The 20,209-nt window shown below is 61.9% G+C and carries 13 protein-coding genes; 5 read left to right on the top strand and 8 right to left on the bottom strand.

The window, feature by feature from the left end; translation table 11 throughout:
- Positions 1 to 472: 472 nt before the first annotated feature.
- The 3 genes from J3R75_RS11010 to J3R75_RS11000 all read right to left on the bottom strand — a co-directional run bounded on the left by J3R75_RS11010 (position 473) and on the right by J3R75_RS11000 (position 5,873).
- Positions 473 to 3,838 carry an FAD-dependent oxidoreductase gene (locus J3R75_RS11010; RefSeq protein WP_307261574.1) on the bottom strand — a complete coding sequence of 1,122 codons (3,366 nt, stop codon included), beginning with the start codon at positions 3,836 to 3,838 and terminating at the stop codon, positions 473 to 475.
- 605 nt (positions 3,839 to 4,443) lie between these two features.
- Positions 4,444 to 5,721: a group II intron reverse transcriptase/maturase gene (ltrA, locus tag J3R75_RS11005; RefSeq protein WP_307261573.1), complete on the bottom strand. Its 1,278-nt coding sequence runs from the start codon at positions 5,719 to 5,721 to the stop codon at positions 4,444 to 4,446.
- 2 nt (positions 5,722 to 5,723) lie between these two features.
- Positions 5,724 to 5,873, bottom strand: a complete 150-nt coding sequence (locus J3R75_RS11000; protein WP_307260211.1) for a hypothetical protein — start codon at positions 5,871 to 5,873, stop codon at positions 5,724 to 5,726.
- A gap of 673 nt (positions 5,874 to 6,546) precedes the next feature.
- On the opposite strand from J3R75_RS11000, the gene J3R75_RS10995 reads away from it, so the two are divergent.
- Positions 6,547 to 7,503 (top strand): NINE protein, encoded by a 957-nt coding sequence (locus J3R75_RS10995; RefSeq protein WP_307261572.1) that lies wholly within the window; start codon positions 6,547 to 6,549, stop codon positions 7,501 to 7,503.
- Between the two features lie 98 nt (positions 7,504 to 7,601).
- Here the strand turns inward: J3R75_RS10995 and J3R75_RS10990 are convergent, their stop codons facing one another.
- Positions 7,602 to 8,696, bottom strand: coding sequence for a hypothetical protein (locus J3R75_RS10990; RefSeq protein WP_307261571.1), 1,095 nt, complete (start codon positions 8,694 to 8,696; stop codon positions 7,602 to 7,604).
- 264 nt (positions 8,697 to 8,960) lie between these two features.
- On the opposite strand from J3R75_RS10990, the gene J3R75_RS10985 reads away from it, so the two are divergent.
- Both J3R75_RS10985 and J3R75_RS10980 read left to right on the top strand, forming a co-directional pair.
- Complete coding sequence (locus J3R75_RS10985; protein WP_307261570.1) at positions 8,961 to 11,576, top strand: beta-galactosidase; 2,616 nt, start codon at positions 8,961 to 8,963, stop codon at positions 11,574 to 11,576.
- A 27-nt stretch (positions 11,577 to 11,603) separates the two neighbouring features.
- Positions 11,604 to 12,455, top strand: a complete 852-nt coding sequence (locus tag J3R75_RS10980) for a metallophosphoesterase family protein (protein ID WP_307261569.1) — start codon at positions 11,604 to 11,606, stop codon at positions 12,453 to 12,455.
- A gap of 36 nt (positions 12,456 to 12,491) precedes the next feature.
- Here J3R75_RS10980 and J3R75_RS10975 read toward each other — a convergent pair whose 3' ends face one another.
- The gene (locus J3R75_RS10975) at positions 12,492 to 13,745 is read right to left on the bottom strand and encodes a Gfo/Idh/MocA family protein (protein ID WP_307261568.1); all 1,254 of its coding nucleotides are present in this window, start codon (positions 13,743 to 13,745) and stop codon (positions 12,492 to 12,494) included.
- Between the two features lie 679 nt (positions 13,746 to 14,424).
- Between J3R75_RS10975 and J3R75_RS10970 the strand changes: the two genes are divergently transcribed.
- Together J3R75_RS10970 and J3R75_RS10965 are read left to right on the top strand one after the other, a co-directional pair.
- Positions 14,425 to 15,135, top strand: coding sequence for a DUF1559 family PulG-like putative transporter (locus J3R75_RS10970; protein WP_307261567.1), 711 nt, complete (start codon positions 14,425 to 14,427; stop codon positions 15,133 to 15,135).
- A 361-nt stretch (positions 15,136 to 15,496) separates the two neighbouring features.
- Positions 15,497 to 16,279, top strand: coding sequence for a DUF1559 family PulG-like putative transporter (locus J3R75_RS10965; RefSeq protein WP_307261566.1), 783 nt, complete (start codon positions 15,497 to 15,499; stop codon positions 16,277 to 16,279).
- 34 nt (positions 16,280 to 16,313) lie between these two features.
- On the opposite strand, the gene J3R75_RS10960 is transcribed toward J3R75_RS10965, so the two are convergent.
- From J3R75_RS10960 to J3R75_RS10950, 3 genes are all read right to left on the bottom strand, one after another.
- The gene (locus J3R75_RS10960) at positions 16,314 to 17,819 is read right to left on the bottom strand and encodes an N-acyl-D-amino-acid deacylase family protein (RefSeq protein WP_307261565.1); all 1,506 of its coding nucleotides are present in this window, start codon (positions 17,817 to 17,819) and stop codon (positions 16,314 to 16,316) included.
- Positions 17,820 to 18,016: 197 nt separating this feature from the next.
- Positions 18,017 to 18,859, bottom strand: a complete 843-nt coding sequence (locus tag J3R75_RS10955; RefSeq protein WP_307261564.1) for a DUF2334 domain-containing protein — start codon at positions 18,857 to 18,859, stop codon at positions 18,017 to 18,019.
- 4 nt (positions 18,860 to 18,863) lie between these two features.
- Entirely contained in the window at positions 18,864 to 20,162 is a 1,299-nt protein-coding gene (locus J3R75_RS10950) for a glycosyltransferase family 4 protein (RefSeq protein WP_307261563.1), read from the bottom strand.
- Positions 20,163 to 20,209 lie beyond the last annotated feature (47 nt).

The raw sequence follows: 20,209 nt of genomic DNA, 5'->3' as shown, positions 1-20,209 counted from the left end.
AATAGACGGATCAGTCCGATCCGTCCGATCCGTCCGATCCGTCCGCGATAAATGACAGAAGATCCGTCCGCGATAAATGACAGAAGCCCCCCCGCGACCAAAGACCGCTGGTTCAGGCATTTCAACGCCGCGAAGCGGCAGCAGCGCTGAAAGCGCGAAACATACCAGCCCAGGGCAAGCGGCGCCGAAGGCGCGCGCCGCCCTGGGTAGCGCGCCCATTATGACCGTGTTCCTCGGCCTCTTTGGCCCCAGTCGGCGAAGCTGACTGGGGCCAAAGAGGCAATGGAACCCCAGCTTTCCTTCCTGTCCTATCTCCCCCTTCCGAGTCTTATTCGCGCCAGCGACTCGCCGCAACCTATTGGCCAGAAATGGGATAGGGAGGGCGCGGGAGGGTAAGGGCCAATGGCCCTTCCCCTCCCGCAAACTTACCCTTCTCTTCCCCGCCTTCCCTTGCCCTCTCGCCCTCACCGTGTTACGGCCGAAGTGCCTTCCCGGGCCCCTGCGCCAGTACGGCCAGCGCATGGCGGCGATAATGCCCGCGGACATCCTGGCTGAAGTCGTGCAGCACGGCTTCGGCGAAGCCGTCGCTGTCGCCGAGATTATAGAGCACGCGCGACACCACCAGTTCCAAGCTGCCGCTGCGATTGCGTTGGCGTACATCGGTGATCACGTCCCGGATCGCCGGCCGGATACGCCCCGACTTCTTCGCGTACGCCGCCACCAGCGGCAGCGACTCCTTGCTGCCCTGCGCTTCCAAGGCCATCAGCATGGAGCGCACGTGCTTCCACTCGCCACTCGCCTGGCTGAAGAGCTTCTCGGCCCGCGCGTGCAGTACGGGCAGCGCCCGCCGATCGCGACTGAAACCGGCCGCGAGGATATAGCTATCCAGCCAAGTGATATTGGGGAAGTAATACGAGATATTCTCCTCGCCGTAGTCCTCCGTGCCGCCAATGACCGCAATGAGCGTCTCAATGCCCGTGCCGTCGCCAAGCATGCCGAGGATATGCGCCACGCGCAGTTTTCCCTCCGGCGTCGCCGCGCTAGCGTATGCCGCGCGCAATAGCGGCAGCGACCGCTCCACGTCGGCCATCAGCAGCCCGAGCTTCGCGTAGTCCTTCTCGGCCAGCTGACGGGCGGCAGCTTCCAGCTCGGCGCTGGGCAGCGGATAGGAATCAACGTGCTCCGGCACATCCGGCGTCAGGCATTTGATCTCCACCAGGTGCGCCTGCAAGGCCTTCAGATCAATGCCGCGCGTCGGCAGATCGCCCTTGGCGGCCATGGCCGCTGCCCGACCGGCGGCATAACCCAGATTCTGCAGACAGGGCTGCATGCGCACCGACGGAATCGCGTCGCGATGCGCGCTCAGACCCAGGCCGACCACCAGCAGGCCATCAAGTCCCCGAGGCAGGATGCAGCGATAAGGCGTGTAGGACAGGCCACCGCGGTGGTTGTTCACAAAATAGTACGGATGCACGGGCGCGCCGTGCTTATCCAGCTTGCCCCCTTGGCTGATCTGGATCGTGTCCGGAAAACGCCGCTGGTTGATGATGTCCAGCGGATCCAGCGTCAGGTCGCCGACAATGCGCCGGCGCTCGCGCGTGTCGATCAGCTGGCAGAGATCGTAGGCGCTGCGGAATTTGCGTTTGGCGGCAATCATCACGGTCGTGACATCGACCATGTCCACTTCGTCCACGTAGGTCCAGTCGGTGTTGATATAGCTGGCGCCAGGCGCCCGGTAACACAGCCCCGAACCCTGCATAGCTTCGTCGTCGGCGCTGTTGTAGGCCACTTCCGCGCCGGCGGCAGTGGCCACGTCGGCATTGCCGCTGCCGTCGATCACGACTTTCGCCAGCACGACGCCACGGCCTTCCGGCGTGGCCACGATCACGCCGGCGACTTTGTCGCCCACGCGATAGGCGCCGCAACCGAGAACGCCGAACCAGATGTCGCCGCCGGCCTGCCGGATTTCCCGCCGCCAGTACTCCTGCTTGCCCACCACGTAGGTCGGCGAGCCAATCGCCTTGATGCCGCGGTCCACTTCGGCGGTGAAGCCCTCGCGGTAGCCCGCGCAATAAATCCCGATGAGGCCGACGGTGCCCGTGCCGCCCAGCGCATGGAGGTACTCCACCACGAGGGTCCGGGCCCCAGCACGCGCTGCACTGATGGCTGCCGGCGCGCCGCTGGTGCCACCACCGACCACGACCACGTCGTACTCGCCCAGCACCGGCAAAGCCGACTCCGGCGAAGGCACGGTCTCGCCCGGCTCAGCCATTGGCCGGAAGCCACCGAGGGTCTCGCGCAGCTCACCGGCGCGCTCCGTCGCCTGCGTCGCCGGCAACCCAGCCACCCGCACGCCCGTTGGCGCCGTCTGCGGCGCCAGCGCCTTGGCGATATCCGCACCCAGCACGCTGCCCGCACGGATCGTCGCCAGTATGGACGACCCGTCCACCGTCGGCGCCAGGTAGTAGCCCGCGATGCCGGCGGCATCAATCTGCTCAGTCTGCAAAGGCAGCAGCAGTTCAGATTCTTCCACCTGCTTGGCATCAAAGGTCAGATCGCGCGCCAGCTGTTCAGCCGCCGCCCAGGCGGCGAAAGAGCTGTCCGCCAAAGGCAGGCGCAGAGTGTACTCGTAGGCTTCGGGATGGGCGTCCATCATCGGACCATTGATCTTCTGCACGGTGTTGCCGAAACCGCCATCGCCGTAGGCCGCCGGGCCTTCGCCGCCCACAGGCACCCGCAACGGCACCCGCCGGCAGGACTCAATGCCCGCGCCGCTGCAGGGCTCGCCGCCAAACACCACCCGCCGGAAAAGCTGCTCGCCCGAGGACCGCCCGGCGACTTTCGCGCCGACCTGCCGGGCAAACCACGCCAGGCCCGTCGCATCCAACACGGCCTTGGCCTTGATGGCCTGCCGCCCAGCGCGATTGGCTATCACCACGCCGGCCAGTCGCCCCGAGTCGTCCCGCAGGACTTCCGTCGCCGGCGACCCATACACGAACTGCGCCCCGGCCGCAATCAGTGACTCTTCCAACGAACTCTTCACCAACATCGGCGTGGTATTGAAAACCCGCTCCGCAGCCTGCGGATCCGGCGCCTTCTCCACAAAAACCTGCAACTCGCCCACGAGCAGGCGTTTCGATTGCTCGCATTTGCGCAACTCAAAACGAACGTAGCGCGCGCGCACTGTCACCGGCAACGCCAGGGTCAGAGCAGCGTCAAAGTAGCTGGCCGTGTTGTAGCCGTCATTCTGGATTTCCCCCGCCGGCTGCCAGGCCGTGCCGTCCGTGCTGGTTGCCACGACCACCGTCCGCACGGCGTAATTGCGCGGCGCCTGATAAACCCTCGCCCGCACTTCCCGCAAGGACTGCACGCTGCCCAAATCACAGACGACACTGACATCGCCGCCGTATTCCACACTCTGATTGACCGCCGAATCCCACTGGCCGTCATTGAGCAGCCGCGGCGGCGTGCTGTCCTTGTGCTTGTCCTGGGACGGCAAAGACGCCTCATACGTAAACATCTCGCCACGCTCGGCGGTGGGATCCGAAAAGATCGCCCGCGCCATAGGCGTGTCCGGCTCTTCGCCCGGCGCCAGCCACAGCCGATACGGCGCGCAGAGGTCCTCGCCCAAATACATCCGCGGCGCTACCACAAAGACCTTCAGTCCGGCCTCGGCCGCCGCTGTCGCCGCCGCAATACCCCCGACGCTGCTGCCAACCACCACGAGGTCGACCTCGGCCGCCATCGGTATCGCCCGCGATCTCTCCAACACCGACCGCTGCGCACAGTGGCCCAACACCGGAAACAATAGCATACTCGCAATCACTAGGGGACGCATGTCGTCTTCTCCTTGCTGTTGGAATTACTACAATAAAAGTCGTCGCTGACGCTGACGGCGAGGACCGCAATGACACAATGGTGCCACACAGGACGCATCTTCGCCACAAACAAACGTCAATATAGGCCCCGACTGCCCCGCTGTCTTGATTGAATGCCTCAAAGTGATTATTTCCGTCTATGATGGACTGGATGGACTGGATGGACTGGATGGACTGGATGGACAATGACACTATAATGTGACCGCCCTGGGAGCGCCGCCGTCCCGGCGGCCTGAAGTTTGGTAAAACTCGGGTGCGGCCTCACCCGACCCAAGAACGGTCACGCGCGTCATTCGATTGTGGTGCGGGCGTCTCGCCCGCGCCCTCGCTGAGGTCAGCGCCTCACCCGACCCAAGAACGGTCACGCGCGTCATTCGATTGTGGTGCGGGCGTCTCGCCCGCACCCTCGCTGAGGTCAGCGCCTCACCCGACCCAAGAACGGTCACGCGCGTCATTCGATTGATCGGATGGGGCAACGGGGATTTCGCCCCGCGCCCTTCCACACCACCGGACATGCGGTTTTCCGCATCCGGCGGTTGAACAGCACCGGTTCTTTTATGACCGGTTAAACGCTCCAAGGCACAATGAGACCGTATCTGTCCATGGTTTTGTTGCTCAGCGCTGTGTGCATGACCGGTGTTTTCGCCATACGCCAGGCGCCTCGTGATGATTTGGCCGATTCCAGTAGTCTTCCTGTTATTCCGAGTACAACCAGCGCCTTCGTTCTACCGGCGGTGGAGTGCCAGCGTATCCAGAAGCATTTTCTTATATGCCTCCTTATCCAGCTTGCCGTGTCGCCGACATTGCGTCTTTCGGTTGCTATCTGGAAGTAGTTCCACCAGCCCGTGGCGAATTTCCGCCATTGGTCCCGTAGTTGCTCGCTCGTCAGACTCTGCCTGGCGTCCCACAGCATACGGACCTTGGTTTTCATGCGCTCGATCCGTTTGGTTTCCACTTCCATTTCACCGTCAGAGTGCACGGTGATACCCAGATAAGCCGTGTCATCACTTTTCCCGCTTTTGCTTTTGTCCCGATTGACAGGGATCTTCAGCTTCGTCTCGATCCATTCGATGATATCTGACAGAATGCGTTCGGCCGCCCGGCGGCTTCCGGCATAGATGGCCACGTCGTCCGCGTACCGGGTAAACGGCAGCTGCCGCTTCTCCAGTTCCTGGTCCAGCGGGGTCAGATAAATGTTCGCCAGCAGAGGCGACAGAGGACCGCCTTGCGGCGTGCCTTTCGTTCGCTTGGTTCGGGTACCGTCTTTCTCCACCATCGGGGCGGTCAGGTATCGGCCGATCAGCTTCAGTATTCGTTTGTCGGTAACCTCTTTACGCAGCTCGCGCATCAGGATGTCGTGGTTGACTTCGTCGAAGAAGCTCTTCAAGTCGATGTCCACCACCCAAATCCGTCCTGACATGACGATCTCGCGCGCCCGGCGGATCGCGTCGTGCGCGCTCCGATTGGGCCGAAAGCCGTAGCTGCTGTTGCTGAAAAGAGGTTCCCACCGTAAGCTCAGCACTTGGTGAAGTGCCTGTTGGATCAGCCGGTCCTGTACATTGGGAATGCCTAGTTTGCGCGTGCCGCCGTTTGCCTTTGGTATTTCCACAGCCAGGATGGCTCCCGGGATGTACGTCCCTTGTCGGACCTTCTCCCATATCTCCTGACCATGCTTCCGCAGGTGTTCGGCAGTCTTCTGCACGTCCATCCCATCGACTCCGGGCGCGCCGTCGTTGGCTTTGACCGCCTTCCACGCCGCCCATACGTTCTCGTTGTTCAACACCTCCTCCAGGCTCGGGCCTGGTGCTGTTGCTTGGATTGGTTCGTTACGCACGTCTGACATGTTCATTCTCCGCCTCGAAAACTACGGTTGATACCCGTCTTGGTTCCACACATCCATTGCTTCGCCGCCACCGGCCCGCCGTCCCAGCCAGTCGTCCCAGCCGTTTCAGTGGTTGCATCTTCCTTATTCGCTTCCTTGGCGAGTTTGTCCATCGTTGCGTTTCCTGTTCTTCGGCCCTTCGCTCCACTGCCTTTCAACAGCTTCTACGCTACTATGGCCTCTGCTGACTTCTCCAGCGCTCTCACGCTGGAGATATCCCCGGGTAAGGTGCGAGAACGTAATTGGCCCGTGCCGCCGGACTCTACACTGCGTGTCTTTCGGTGACTGTTGGATTTCGCGTTTACCAGCACGCTCATCGCCCACGCCATGCCTCACTGTCCGTTCGTATTCCTGCGGTCGTGCCGTTGCCAGGGCTTCTTTCACCTAACGCCCTCGCGGGCGCCTGCTTGCCTTTCGCTACTCTTGTTGTCACTCAATGAGTCCCCAAGCCTCCTCTAATCCGCAGATTCTATGGGAGTGGGGGATCGTTCTCGCCCATGCCGGGCACACGGCAAGCACGCTGAAAGCGTGCGCCGCCCTGGGTAGAGCGCCAGTATGATCCGTGTTCCTCGGCCCCTTTTGCCCCAGTCGGCGAAGCTGACTGGGGCAAAAGAGGCAATGGAACGATATGTCTTCCCTTTCCTGTGCCTTTGCGCCCTGCTTGGTGTTTTTTCACGGCGCTCCTTGTCCTATTTGCTCCCCGGCGCCATATTTCACGCGTTCTTCAGTGCCGCATCCTTTTTCCCCCCGCGCCAGTCACAACCAACGAATAGGGGACATCACGCCATGAAGAAGATCTACTGTCAGGCCTGCAAACAGTACTACGAGATCGAAGACCACCTGTCTCCGGCAAGCTACACATGCATGAAATGCCAGGGCCCACTGGTCGACGCGCCGGCGAACGCGCCGCTGGCCGCGCCAACTCCCGGCACTCTCGGCCCCGGCTCCCTCCCCGGCGGCGGCGGTATGGGCGCGCAGCCCTCGCCGAAGAGCCGCCTGGCCTACTGCATCCTCGGCATTCTCTTCGGCGCCCTCGGCGTCCACAATTTCTACAGTGGCCACAGCAAACGCGGACTGATCAAGCTGATACTTACCATCCTGCTGTTCTGGACCCTCGTCGTTCCCCTGGGGGTTTTCATCTGGACACTGGTCGAAATCTGCACCGTCAATGCCGACAGCGAAGGCCGGCCTTTTGACAGCAAGTTCGGCTGCCTCGGCATTGGCGCCATCCTGCTGGTCGTCTTTCTCTTTATGGGCGTGACCATGGCCATTCCCGCAGGGATGCTCCTCCCCGCGTTAGCCCAGGCGCGCGAAAAAGCCCGACAAGTCAGCTGCGTCGGCAATCTCAAACAATTAGGCCTGGCGTATCTCCTCTACTGCGATGCGAATAACGGCATGCCCCCGCCAAGCATGGACCTGCTCGTTCCCTACGTCGGCAACGACAAGGTCTCCCACTGCCCGTCATTGCCACCAGAAGACACCCGCCCCGCATACCGCATGGTCATCTACCCATTCTCACCCGACAAAATGACCAGACCATCAACCGCGCCAATCATCATCGAACGGCTCGGCAATCACAAAAATAACCTCAACATCTGCTACGCCGACGGCCACGTGGAAGCCAAATTCGTCCAGGCCGACAGCTACCAGGCCCTGCTGCCGCACTTCACCGATCTTGAAGACACCGTCCTGGCCGCCCTCGCAGATCAGCTCCAGCAGTGGGACAACAGCCCGGAATGGTAAGCCCCAGCAAATGGAGAGCCACGCTTCGTCTTCCGTCATCGTGAGCTCGCAGGCAAAGACGTTACGGCAGCAGCCGTGGCGTCTTTGCGGCAAGTACCCTATGGCGCGTTGGTCAGGATGCGGCCGGTGTGGGGGGCGTAGCGCCATTCCTCGCGGGTGGTCTGGCCATTGACGTCACGGGTGACGGCGAGGAGACCAGTGGCGGCATCGTCGCGGACCGTGACCGTCGCCACGGCCTGCCAGTCGCTGGCGGCGTTTGGGCGCGTGTAGCAGATGACGGCGCGGGCGGGGTCGTCGCTGCGGATCATCGCCTGCTTGTCCTTACCGGGCACCGTCATTTCCAGCCCGGTGCCATCCGCCAGCATACGCAGAACAAAGCGCACGGCGCCGCTGCGGTCGGGCATGTCGGTGCTGGCGCCAAGCGGCTTGGGGCCGCTTTGGGCGGCGTTCCGTTTGCCGTTTTCATTAACCCAGTGGTCGTTGCGGACGATCTTGCCGGCGTCGTCAAGGATAAAATGGCACACGTGGTTGTCTTGCCAGGCATTCCACATCAGCATGATGTGAAAATGCGGCGGCGCATCCACATGACCATTGGGAAAATTGGTTTCGAAGCCGTAGAGGTTGATAACGCCGTCGACAGCGGCCGGCGCATCGGCGAAGCCCATTTCGCGCATCATGTCCCGCGCGGCGAAGAGATAATTCAGCTGCGCCTGAATTTGCGTCGCCGGGTAGGGCTTGTCGCGATAAGCGCCGGCCTGCATGCCTTCGAGATTATGGAAAATCCCCATCTGCACGGCGCCCTGGCGCGGCAACGACGTCGTGAAGCCCGTGGGTGTGCGGCTGGCCGTCACCAGGAACGACGCACCATCGGCCGTCCTGGCCACGTCCTTACCGCCGTACACCTCGCCAATCGCCACGCCGGGCCAGCTGAGCTGCACGCGTGGCGGCGGCAGCGCGGCGCCGTCGGCCTCGACGGTGAAGAAGTACTCGCGGATATTCACGCCGGTGAAGGCCTCGCCCTCGCGCAGGCGCCAACCGTCAGTCAGCACGAGCGTCGGCGCCGCCGTATCGGCATGTGTGGCTTTCGCCACTTTGGCGCCGTAGCAGGTCGTGGCGGCCGCCGCAAAACAACAATCGGCAGCCAACAGCAGGGGCAGCAGTCGGCACAACGAGGAGTGGTTGGTCGGGCACATGGATTGACGACGCCTTCCTTTCGGCAATGAAATAGCTCTCAAACGCCAAACGCTCCACGCAAGCGGCTCGTTCAGCAAATGACCACGACGCGAAAAAGTGACAAAACTATAACCCGCCACGGGCCCTTTGCCGCCAGTGCCAAACGCCATTCCGCAGGCGCGGCGCCGTTGAAATCGTGGCCGATGCCAGTATGGTTTTACGCCTGGTGTCGCCGGGGAGCCATTTCACCGCGTCATTCACGAGCAGTAACTAGGGAGACATTCATGCGTTTCACCAACACCGTGCTGGCCTTGTGTTGCTTCAGCGCCTTTGGCGCCGACATCCGCGTCGCCGTTCGTGATGGCGTACCGCAAATCCAGGTCGGCGGCACGGCGGTGCGTCCGCGCTGGTTCTGGGGCGGTCCCACCACCTCAAGCATTGCCATCAGGCAGGGCGAGCAAGTCATCGACGTGGAGCGCATGCCCCTCGAAAGCGGCAACAAAACCCTAACTTTCCACTTCCGTTTCGATCGCAAACCGACCACCATCTGGCTGGACCGCTTCGAAGTGCTGGACATCACCGACGGATCGGCGCTCATGCCCCTTGACGACTTCGATAAGGCCACTGGCCCCATCCCGGACGGCTGGACCTTTTTCCCGCCAGACGAACGCAACACCGTCGGCGCCGTCAGCGTCGATCCCAACGGCGGCGCTGACGGCACCGCCGCCCTGAAAATCGCCATCAAGAACCCGCCCGCCGGCGCCGTCTGGCCGGACTTCCACGTCTACACCAGGGCCACCACGATGAATTTGCAGGAAGGCCATCGCTACAAAATCCGCTTTTGGCTGAAAGCGGACACGGCCACCACCTTGACGCTGGGCGTCTATCGGCCGGCGTCGCCGTCCTTCATCACCATGATGGGCGACGGCCGTTTCCAGCAGCAGGTGGCCATGGCCGCGGCCGTCGGCGTCGATTTCGTCTCGCCGCCCTGCCCCATGCCCTGGCCCAAACCGGGCGAGGCGCCCGACTGGAGCGGCGTGGACATGGCCATGCGCCAGATTCTGCAGGTCAACGCCAAGGCAAAAATTGTCCCCCGCTTCGGCATGGCGCCGCCCACCTGGTGGTACCAGGAACACCCCGATGACGTCATGCAATGGCGCGAAAACGGCCGTGAGCACCCCCGCACCTTCAGCGTGTCATCACGCGCCTGGCGCCGCGATGCCTGCGCACAGCTGAATCAGGTCATCGCCTATCTGGAGGAACACTACCCCGATAACATGGCCGGCTATCACCCCTGCGGCCAGAACACCGGCGAGTGGTTCTATCAGGACAGCTGGCAACAGGACTTCCACGGCTACTCGCCCGTGGAGGAAGCGGCTTTCCGCGATTGGGTCGCCCGCAAATACGCCAATGACGCGGCGCTGCAGCAGGCATGGCGCGACCATCAAGTCACCCTCGCCAGCGCCAAAACGCCCACCCCGCAGGAACGACGCGACGCGGCAAGCTACGGCATGCTCCTGATCCCCGGCGCGGCCCAGCCCGTCATCGACCACAATCTCTTCCTCCAGGACGACATGGCCGACGCCGTCCTGGAGCTGGCCCGCACCGTCCGCACCGCCAGCCAAGGCCAGCGTCTCTCCGTCTTCTTCTTCGGCTACGGCTACGAATTCGCCAGCATGGGCCGCATGAGCGCCTGTGGTCACCTGGCCGCCCGCAAGCTGCTCGCATCGCCGGATATCGACATTCTCTGCTCGCCGGTCTCCTACTTCGACCGCGAACTCGGCGGCGGGGGCCACGCCATGATCGCCGCCGAGTCGGTCATGCGCGCCGGCAAGCTCTGGCTCTACGAAGATGACACCCGCACCCATCTAGCCGCCGGCGGCAGCCTCGGCGGCCTCAGATACCACGCCGGCAACCAGTGGGAGTCGCGGCAGATTCTCCTGCGCAACACCGGCCAGGAAATCATCCGCAACCTCGCCTGCTGGTGGATGGACCTCATGCGCAACGCCTGGTACGCCGATCCCGCCCTCTGGGCCGACATGCAGGCGCTCGCGCCCATGGAAGAGGCCAAGTTGTCTCAGCCGCGTCCCTACGCACCGCCCGTCGCCTCCGTGTTCGACGAGTATTCCGCCATCTACACCAACAAGGGCCACGCGGTCACCCAGCCGCTGCTCGCGCAAAGCCGCCACGCCTTCGCCCGCATGGGCGCGCCATACGGCCAGTACTTTCTGGACGACGTCCTCGCCGGCCGCGTCGATAGCCGCCTCGTCGTCCTGCAGAATCCCTGGGTGATGAGCGCCGAACAGCGCCAGCAGCTGAGGCAGGCCCTCGCCGGCAAATTCGCGCTGTGGTGCCACGCGCCGGCGGTGATTGATCCCGCGCGGGGCATCGCTCTCACCGCGTCGCAGGATCTGACCGGCTTCGCACTGACGCGCCTGGAAGGCGATGCCAGCCCCGAGACCGTCCTCGCGACCGACCGCGGCCGCGAACTCGGCTTGCCCGCCGAATGGGCCGTGCGCAAAGATACGCCGCTGCTATTTGCCGTCCAGACCGCGCCGGCAGACGACGTCCTGGCCAGCTGGCCCGATGGCTCGGCCGCAGTCGTCCTCCGCGGCAACTCGCTCTTCTGCGCGACGCCGCAGCTTCCCCGCGAACTCTTGCGCCTCGCCGCACGGCGGGCCGGCGTGCATCTCTACACGGACGACGAATGCGTCCTCTACAGCGATGGCGTGAACGTCCTCGTCCACGCGACCCACGAGGGCCCGGTCACCCTGCGTCTGCCGCAGGCAGCCATGGTTTTCGACGCGCTCAATGGCCAGGCGTTAACCTCCACCGCGCAAGCAACTCTGCGGCTCGAGCTGCGTTTTGGCGAGACCCGCATTGTCCGTCTTCAACCCTAACCCAACAAATCCAGGTTTTAGCACAGCATGAAGATCACCCGCACCCGCCTCGACATCGGCCTCCCCAAGCCGCTGTCATTCCTCCATAGCACCGACAATCACCTCACCTACGTCGATGACCGCGACAACGATCGCAAGCGCGACCTGGCCGCCAAACGCCATCGCGCCTTCGAGGGCGATTCCAACCGCTGCACGGTATTCTTGGACGAGATGATCGCCTACGCCAAGGAACACTGCGATCTGTTCCTGCACACCGGCGACCTCCTCGACTTCGTCTCCTACCGCAATATCGAGGTCGGCAAGGAAAAACTGGCCCAGGTCGATTACTTCATGGCCGTAGGCAATCACGAATTCAGTCTCTACGTCGGCGAGGCCTTTGAGGACGAAGCCTACAAACGCCAGAGTTACGACCGCGTGCAGGCCGCGTTCAAAAACGACCTCACTTTCGCATCGCGGCTCATCGGCGGCCTGAACCTGGTCGCCATCGACAACGGCTACTACCTCTTCAGCGAAGAGCAGCTGGCGCTCTTCAAAACCGAAGTCGCCAGGGGCTACCCGATCATCCTCATGCTCCACAACCCCATCTACACGCCCGACCTCTACCAAGAAATGATGGTCAGCCGCAAAAAAGAATGCGCTTACGTCTGCGACTGCCCCCCGGAACTCATGAGCGACTACAGCGAACACCGCATCAAACAACAACGCGCCGACGAACCCACCCGCGAATTCGTCCGCTACCTGAAGGCGCAGCCGCTGGTCAAAGCCCTGCTGACCGGTCACCTGCACTTCAACTACGAGGACGTCCTCTTCGGCAGCACGCCACAAATCGTCACCGGCGCCGGCTACGCCGGTGACGCCCGACTCATCGACGTCGTCTGAATAAGAACCCCGCCGTGCCGCCGCCCGCCGCAGCGTTTACAGGCGTTCTTCGTAGGCTTTGCGTTTGGCTGCGAAGATCGCCAGGCTTTCATCGCTGACATCGATCTTGCCCAGCACACTTGATGGCGGGTAGCCCTCACGATGGCGCGCCGGATCGGGATTCCACTCGTCGTGGCGGTAGCGGTCACGGACCTCCGGTTTGCGGAAATCGGGCACTTCCATGGGCACGCCGCCCTGCAATGCCGACTTGTAGCCCTGGATGCCGATGGCGGTCATCGCCGTCGCCATATAGACGTCGATCTTCGGCTTGCTGCCCTCCCGAATCGCCTGCGCAAAATAGTATGTCGTGAAGTAATCGCCACCGCCGTGGCCCTGGCTGCCGGCGTCCTCGAAGCCCTCGGGCCAGCCGGGATGGTAACACGCATTGGGAGCCGTCCCTTCCGGGCAGTCGAAAGGCTCGCGGTGGACCCGGAGGATGCCATCGTGGCCCTGCCCCCATTCCATGCTACCCTTGTTGCAGCAGATGCGGCAGCGGTTGCCGTGGTCCTTCAATTTGGCACAGGGCATGATCTTAGCCAAGGCGCCGTTGTCCATCGTGCACATGAGAATGCTCATGCAGTCGTCCATCTTGATTGAGCCCAGGCCATTCTGGTGGACATCGTCGTAGTCGTGGGGAACGATCAGGCCGTTGACCTGCACCGGCATCGTACCCGTAATCAGCATCACCGGCCCCATGGAATGCGTACAGTAGTAGGTCACCGGCAACCAACTGCGCCAGTGCTCCGGACCCGACATCAACGACACCCGTTGGTCCACCGTCGCCGGATGGATGTACTCGCCCTCGCCATACAAAAAACGCCCCATGTCGCCACTCTGGTACAAGCGCGCCATCTCGAGATTCTGCCGCATAAAGGGATAATTCTCCGCGAAAAAATACACCTTGCCGTAGCGCTCCACGGCCTCGACCAGCCGCACGCCCTCAGCCATCGTGAACATCGCCATGCACTCGCTCATCACATGCCGGCCCGACGCCAACGCCTTGATCACCGCGTCGGCGTGCTCCGTGGCGTAATTGGCCACAATCACGGCATCAAAATCGTGCGCAAGAAATTCATCGTAATCGCGGTAAAACGCAATATGCCGGTCGCCGTACTTCTTCTTCGCCCGCCGCAACAACGGCTCGCTGCGGTCGCAAATCGCCGTCAGCTCAAAACCATTGACCTCCGCGCTGGCAACCAGATGTTCGCCCCGACCCGCGCCGTACACTCCCAGCTTGATCTTGTCAGCCATGACCACCTACTCCTTCACTCTTTACCACCATCGCGCCCATTACGGGTAATCGGTCACCCATTGAGAATTGAGCCATAGAGCTTCTGGCTGAGTCAAACGCGCCCGTTTCCCTGGCCGCGAAGCGGCAGAAGCGCTGAAAGCGCGAAACATACCAGCCCAGGGCAAGCACGCTGAAAGCGTGCGCCGCCCTGGGGACAACGGCGACCATGTTCGTGTTCCTCGGCCTCTTTGGCCCCAGTCGGCGAAGCTGACTGGGGCCAAAGAGGCAATGGAACTCACTTGCTTACCTGGGATTGACATCGGCGGCATGTCTGGCCGCCATTATCAATGGCTCCTATGAAACACGCTGTCGTAAAGGTCGGCGGAAATCAAGGTCGGATGGCTGGGCGGCGGCGGGCCGTGGGTTTCCTGCAAATTGTCCCAGCGAAGCGCCGGGGTGTACACTGACCGATTACCATTACGGTGACAAAATGGAGAAACTTTACTTGCACCTTGTACTACAAGCAATTATCTTGCACGGTTCATTTCTGGGAAGGGTAAGTTCTACGCTGTCTGCTTGGATTGCTGACCTAGCCCATCAGACGAATCACGCCGACAGTCCAGCCAAAGCCACCGGATTCTTTCACCAAACAAGCTTTATCTTGCCACTATAACGAACGTCTTTGCTGAGGATTGACCCATGCAGAAGCAAAACAAGCGTCTTTTCACCCTGATTGAGTTGTTAGTCGTCATCGCGATCATCGCCATTTTGGCGGCCATGCTGCTGCCGGCCTTGGCCAAGGCGCGTGAGAAGGCCCGCGCCATCAGCTGCGTCAGCAACCTCAAACAGCTCGGCTTGGCCGCCCGCATGTACATCGATGAAAATCCCGGCGGGCTGACCCACTACGATGGCAACCGGAGTTTTACCGACCCGGCTGGGCAAGTCAAAACCGGCACCAACATGTACTGGTTTGTGCTGATTTACCCCCACGTCGGCGATATCAAAAGCTACAACTGCGGCAGCTGCTCCAACACCAAGTGGAATGGCAAATGGGACTTCTACGCCCATCACTACGGCATGAACTACAAAACAGCCAAAGTTGCCGACGCCGCCTTCGTCGCCCCCGCCCAAACCGCACTCTTCATGGATGCCTACCCCGGCAGTTCCGGGAAACGCAAAGGTGAATCGAATTCGACCCAGCCTTACTGCATTGATTTGCACGACAAGGCCACGTCGGCAGCCGACTACGACCAGCAAAAAGTCAGCTTCCGCCACAACGGCGTCACCAACGTCGCCTTCTGTGACGGCCACGTCGGCAACAACACCTGGCGCGGCACCCCCGCTTATCCCGTCGCCCCCGCAACCAACAGCAAATTCTGGGTGCCCACCTATACCGGCGCCGACGATTAACCTGAGCCCGGCAAGCTCCCCACACCCCTCCTCCTGCGCCCGCCCGATGCCCTACCCGCATCCCGGCGGGCGCTTACTTGCGGCGCCAAAGGAACCAGCCTAGTCGACGATCCGACCGATCCGTCCGCGACAAAAGACAAAAGATCCGTCCGATCCGTCCGATCCGTCCGCGATGACAAGAAAGAAGCCCCCTGCACAAGAGCCATCGGTCACGCCATGTAAAATTTTCACATTGATTCAGCCGGCAACCGAACAAACCCTATCGCGCCATCTTGTGCTGACCGCCCCCTCACTGTAGAATTGAAGTAGCTGTTTTTGTGTGGATTGCGTTCTGCAAGCGTAACACGGGAGGCCCTGCGTCATGAAAAAGCGTTTTTTCACCTTGATCGAATTGCTGGTGGTCATCGCGATTATTGCGATTTTGGCGGCGATGCTACTGCCGGCGTTGGCCAAGGCGCGGGAAAAAGCCCGCAGCATCTCCTGCTCCAGCAACCTCAAGCAGCTCGGCATGAAGATGCTCATGTACTCGGACGACTACGGCGAGCACCTGCCGCCGAATTTCATGTTCCGAACGCCGGGGTCCGTGGCAGTCAGCACGGACGGCCTGCGCTGGTTCCACGTCCTCGCCGCCCTGGAAAAAGGCATTGCGCTGTCCACCGGCAATCGCGACGCCATTGAAAAGGCGATGGACAAGACCTACAACTGCCCGTCGCAGGTGAATACCTACGGCTGGTCGAACCGGCGCGGCCAATGCCCCAACAACTACGTGTCGAACTGGTACTCCAGCCGGACCCAACTGAGCTCGCCAGCGGCGACCGCCAACAACTCCTGCGAACCGCGGCATTTTGCGAGTCTGCAACACAGCCCCAGCGAACAGGCCATCGCCATGGACGGCAATCTGACCTACGGCCAGGACGCAAGCTACCAGGAACGCCGCTCCTACGCGCCATTCACCGGCGCGGGCGTCAGCACCAGCAACACCAACTACTGGTACGGCGTCGGCACCCACCACAACGGCAATGCCAACGTGGCGTGGCTGGACGGGCACGTCGAAAGCAAAATCCGCGCCGCTTTTGGCAGCGACTATAACTCGCCCAACGCCGTCCGCTGGTTCAAGTGGAACGACTCCGACATAAACGAGTAATGCGCTGGCGCGCTGGCGCCCCACCCGCACATAGTCACCGCGCCGGAATCGGTATGAAGTGGCCGTGCCGGCCGACATCGTCCGGCCGGCGTGCGTCCCAGGCAGTTTTGCCCGCGACCATGACCATCTGCACGCCCTCGGGCGCCTGGTTATTGCCGGCGTAATCGGCATGCGATGCGTAGTGCTCGGGAGAAAATAGCACCAGGTCGGCGACATAGCCGGGTTTGATCAACCCGCGCCGGGGAATGTTGAACACCGCCGCCGGCAAGGACGTCATCTTGCGCACGGCCTCCGCCGGCCCCAACGCCTCAGCGACCATGTGGAAGAAGACCGGGAAGGTCCCCACCGCACGCGGATGGCCAAAGTCGTTGGCATCATCAAGCTGCAACGACACGTTGTCCGAACCGGCGCACACCCACGGCTGCCGCAGAATTTCTCGCATATTCGTTTCCGACATACCAAGAAAGGCCGCGTGCTGCCCCGGCGCCGCCATGATCAGCTCCATGCACAGCTGGCCCACGCTGATGCCCCGTTCGGTCGCGACATCACCAAGCGTGCGCCCCCGCAGCGCCGACTCCATCAAGATGGTCGCAGCGACATCGCGCTGACTACGCGATAGCGCCGCCACGACTTCAGCTTGGTGCTCGGCCGAATCCCGCAGGTACTGCTGGATGCCCGGCATGAGATCGTAGGGCGCCGGCAGCGCCTGGCGCAAATTCGTGCAGGAATAGACGTAGGGATAGCGGTCGGCAAAGACCTCCATGCCAGCCGCGCGCGCGGCCTCAATCCGCGCCAACACCGCCGGCAATTTGTGCCAGTTGCGCTCAGAATTCGTCTTCAAATGGCTGAGCTGAAGACGACACGCCGCAGACGACGCTATCGCCAGAGCCTCAGCCAATGCCGCCTCAAGATCATCGCCCTCGCTGCGCATGTGCGTCGCATAGACTTTGCTAGTGCCCTTGAGCAAAGACGCCAGCTCAATCAACTCCACCACAGAAGAAAATTTCCCCGGAAAGTAAATCAGGCCCGTGGAGAAACCCGCCGCGCCATCGGCGAGGGCCGCCGCCAGCAGCGCCTTCATCTTGGCCATTTCGGCCGCCGTTGGTGCACGTTGGTCATTGCCCATGACTGCCGCGCGCACGCTGTTGTGCCCGCAGAGCGTCATGCTGTTCAGCCCCGGCCGCAAGGAGTCCAGCAGCGCCGCGTAGCCCGCCAGCGACTGCCAGCGAAAGTCCCCGTCGTCATGGGGCACGCAGCTGGGCGACGACCCGCAGTTGCCATTGACCTCCGTGGTCACGCCCTGCAGCAGCTTGGTGCGGTTTTCCGGATGTTGCAGCATCTTCGTTTCCGAGTGCGCATGCGCGTCAATGAAGCCCGGCGCCAGCAGCATGCCGGCGCCGTCGATGACCTCCGCGTCTGCCGTCGCGCAATACCCCGGCGCGACGATCTCCGCGATCACGTCGCCGTCCAGTACCACCTCGCCCTGTCGCAATGGCCCGCCCGAACCGTCGCAAATCGTCGCCCCACAAATCACTTTCATTTCGTCAAGCCCCTTTCGATGGCGGCTGTGCCAACCACCACGCAACACTTTCACCGCAGAAATTAGCACGAAAAACGGCATCGTCTTGCTATACCCGCAGCCAGCCAGAATACAACCTCCTGCGCCCATTACGCGACCTACCGCCAACGCTTTGCTCGGCTCCCGCCCCCGGCGACCACTGCTCACATAGCCGCCGCTCACGCGAAAGACGCGCGCAGCGCGCTGAAGGTCACGAAGTCGTGCTGCCGTGACAACTCCACCATGAGGTCCGTAAACAGCCCGTAGCGCGCGCTGTCCAGGGTGCCATCGGCCTGATAGAATTCCCAGTGATGCACAACAATAATGCTGAAGTCGTGGCTGGCGATGTACCGCCGCAGGCGCTCGCACTCCACAGCGGTATCGCGAAAACGCGAAAAAATGCAGCCGGGATGCTCGGTCAACAACAGTCGACCCGACCACAAATAATTCCGCTTCCGCGCCTTCTTCCACAAGTACGCCGGCAATGTGCGCCACGGCAGTTTGTGCCGGTCAATCCAGCCCAGCGAAAAAAGCGCAAAGTCCTCCCGCAAACAGCGCAGCGCCACCGGCGAATACTGATCCTGCGGAGCAACAAAGGTCTGCGGACTGCACGCAAATGCCGCCGCCATGATTGCGCGACCTCGAGCAATTTTCGCCTTCACTGCTGCTTCGTCGCCACTGTCGAACTCATAACGACCGGCCACCGCCTTGTGATCGCAGCCATGCATCAACAGCTCGCTCGTGCCGCGATGCGCTTGAAAAAACGAGCAGAGTTCCTGGTTGTCGACAAGGGAGTACTCACAGTCGTTCCCGGCTACTGCCGGAGGCAAAAATGGCTCGTAACTGCCGGGGCCAAAATCCGGTGATTCCGTGGTCGCCGCGGCGTTAATCGCCGGGATCACGGCAAAATTAACCGGTATGCCCGCCTGAAAGAGAAAGGAATATAACTCTTCCAGCCGCGCTGGCGCGGTAAAAAAATTGACGTCGTCATCCCGTATCAGCAGCATTTTTCTACGCGCCATGCCGTCACCGCCTCCCCGCGTCATAGAGTGCGGCCAGCCGCCGCGTAATCGCCTGCCAAGAGTAGTCCGCAACGGTCTTGCGCCCCCCTGCGGCAATCCTTGCCGCGTAAGCCGGATCGGCCAACAACGCGGCGGTCTTCGCGGCAATGTCCACCGCAGAAGTTACGTCTGCAAAACAAAGATTGTCGTCGTCACGGCCATAATCGACGATGCCGCCGATTCTTCCGCAGACGACCGGCGTCTGCGCCGACCACGCTTCCAGCACAACGATACCGAAGGTCTCGTAGAGGCTAGGGAAGACAAATATATCAGCGGCCGCATATGCATTGAGCAAATCAAGCGACTGGTAAGGCAGGTCCTGCAAAAACAGTACCGAGTCAGACAAACCGTACTCGCGCACCTGAGCCCGTAATCCGTCAAAATAAGCCCGGTCATAACACACGCCAATCAGCACCAGCTGCGCACGGCTGTGCCCACTGTCATGCAGCAGGCGAAATGCCTCCACCAGCCTCTGCTGATTCTTCTGTGCATAAAAACTGCCAACGCAAAGCAACACGGGCGCGTCGACGGCAATGCCGTACTTGGCTCGGAAGGCCGCGCCGTCAGCAGCGGCGAAGCGCTCGCTGTCCACGCCATTGGGAAAACTCAATACCCGGCTGCGCGGATACTTCTCCGCATTCAGCAGCCGTTCCTGCTCGGAAAGACACAGTATGGCCGTTGCATCGCGATAGACATTCTTGATGGGAAAAAGCACTTCGAGGACCTTCCCCCAGTTAAAACTACCCTTGAGCGGTGCCAGCAGTTTCTGCATCTGCTCAGCCGGCAAGGCCAGGCTGCCGCCGTGGATGCTGATGACATAGGGCACCCGCCGGACCTTCGCCACCAGCCGCCCCATTGCCCCCATGAAACCGCCCGTGTGCAAGTGGATCGCCTGCAAGTGCCGCGTAAACAGAAGCGCAAAAAACAGCGACAGCGAGAAGTAGTTCCCGCCGCGATAGTCCAGCTGCGTTTTCGCCGCCCGTGACAGTCCCCAGCGCGGATACAGGCCCCGAAAACGCCTCACGCGCACGCCATTGACCTTGTCAGCGCCAGGTGTTGCCAGCAGGTCCGATGTGTAGATGACGCTGTCGTAGCCGATCTTGTTCAGCTCGGCCACCAGATGATAAATAACCGTTTCGGTGCCGCCCCACTCCGTCTTGGTAAAGCGGCGCGGAATGTGCACGACCACCGGCCGCGGCGCCGCCGCCCGGCGCTGGTCGGCCGAGTCATTACTGGCGGGAGACGCTGTCTCTGCTGACGACATGCTCTGCAAGACCTCTGTTGTTCATTTTGTGCCGCTCAGCCGTGCCA

This window comes from Oligosphaera ethanolica (genome assembly GCF_030814695.1).
Lineage (GTDB): Bacteria > Verrucomicrobiota > Lentisphaeria > Oligosphaerales > Oligosphaeraceae > Oligosphaera > Oligosphaera ethanolica.
This window is presented reverse-complemented; position numbering and strand designations above follow the sequence as displayed.

Bases quoted from the DNA above. Each gene is read 5' to 3' on its own strand.
- J3R75_RS10950 (WP_307261563.1), bottom strand. From the start codon at position 20,162: ATGTCGTCAGCAGAGACAGCGTCTCCCGCCAGTAATGACTCGGCCGAC.
- J3R75_RS11000 (WP_307260211.1), bottom strand. From the start codon at position 5,873: ATGGACAAACTCGCCAAGGAAGCGAATAAGGAAGATGCAACCACTGAA.
- ltrA (WP_307261573.1), bottom strand. From the start codon at position 5,721: ATGTCAGACGTGCGTAACGAACCAATCCAAGCAACAGCACCAGGCCCG.
- J3R75_RS10960 (WP_307261565.1), bottom strand. From the start codon at position 17,819: ATGAAAGTGATTTGTGGGGCGACGATTTGCGACGGTTCGGGCGGGCCA.
- J3R75_RS11010 (WP_307261574.1), bottom strand. From the start codon at position 3,838: ATGCGTCCCCTAGTGATTGCGAGTATGCTATTGTTTCCGGTGTTGGGC.
- J3R75_RS10980 (WP_307261569.1), top strand. From the start codon at position 11,604: ATGAAGATCACCCGCACCCGCCTCGACATCGGCCTCCCCAAGCCGCTG.
- J3R75_RS10970 (WP_307261567.1), top strand. From the start codon at position 14,425: ATGCAGAAGCAAAACAAGCGTCTTTTCACCCTGATTGAGTTGTTAGTC.
- J3R75_RS10975 (WP_307261568.1), bottom strand. From the start codon at position 13,745: ATGGCTGACAAGATCAAGCTGGGAGTGTACGGCGCGGGTCGGGGCGAA.
- J3R75_RS10990 (WP_307261571.1), bottom strand. From the start codon at position 8,696: ATGTGCCCGACCAACCACTCCTCGTTGTGCCGACTGCTGCCCCTGCTG.
- J3R75_RS10995 (WP_307261572.1), top strand. From the start codon at position 6,547: ATGAAGAAGATCTACTGTCAGGCCTGCAAACAGTACTACGAGATCGAA.
- J3R75_RS10985 (WP_307261570.1), top strand. From the start codon at position 8,961: ATGCGTTTCACCAACACCGTGCTGGCCTTGTGTTGCTTCAGCGCCTTT.
- J3R75_RS10955 (WP_307261564.1), bottom strand. From the start codon at position 18,859: ATGGCGCGTAGAAAAATGCTGCTGATACGGGATGACGACGTCAATTTT.
- J3R75_RS10965 (WP_307261566.1), top strand. From the start codon at position 15,497: ATGAAAAAGCGTTTTTTCACCTTGATCGAATTGCTGGTGGTCATCGCG.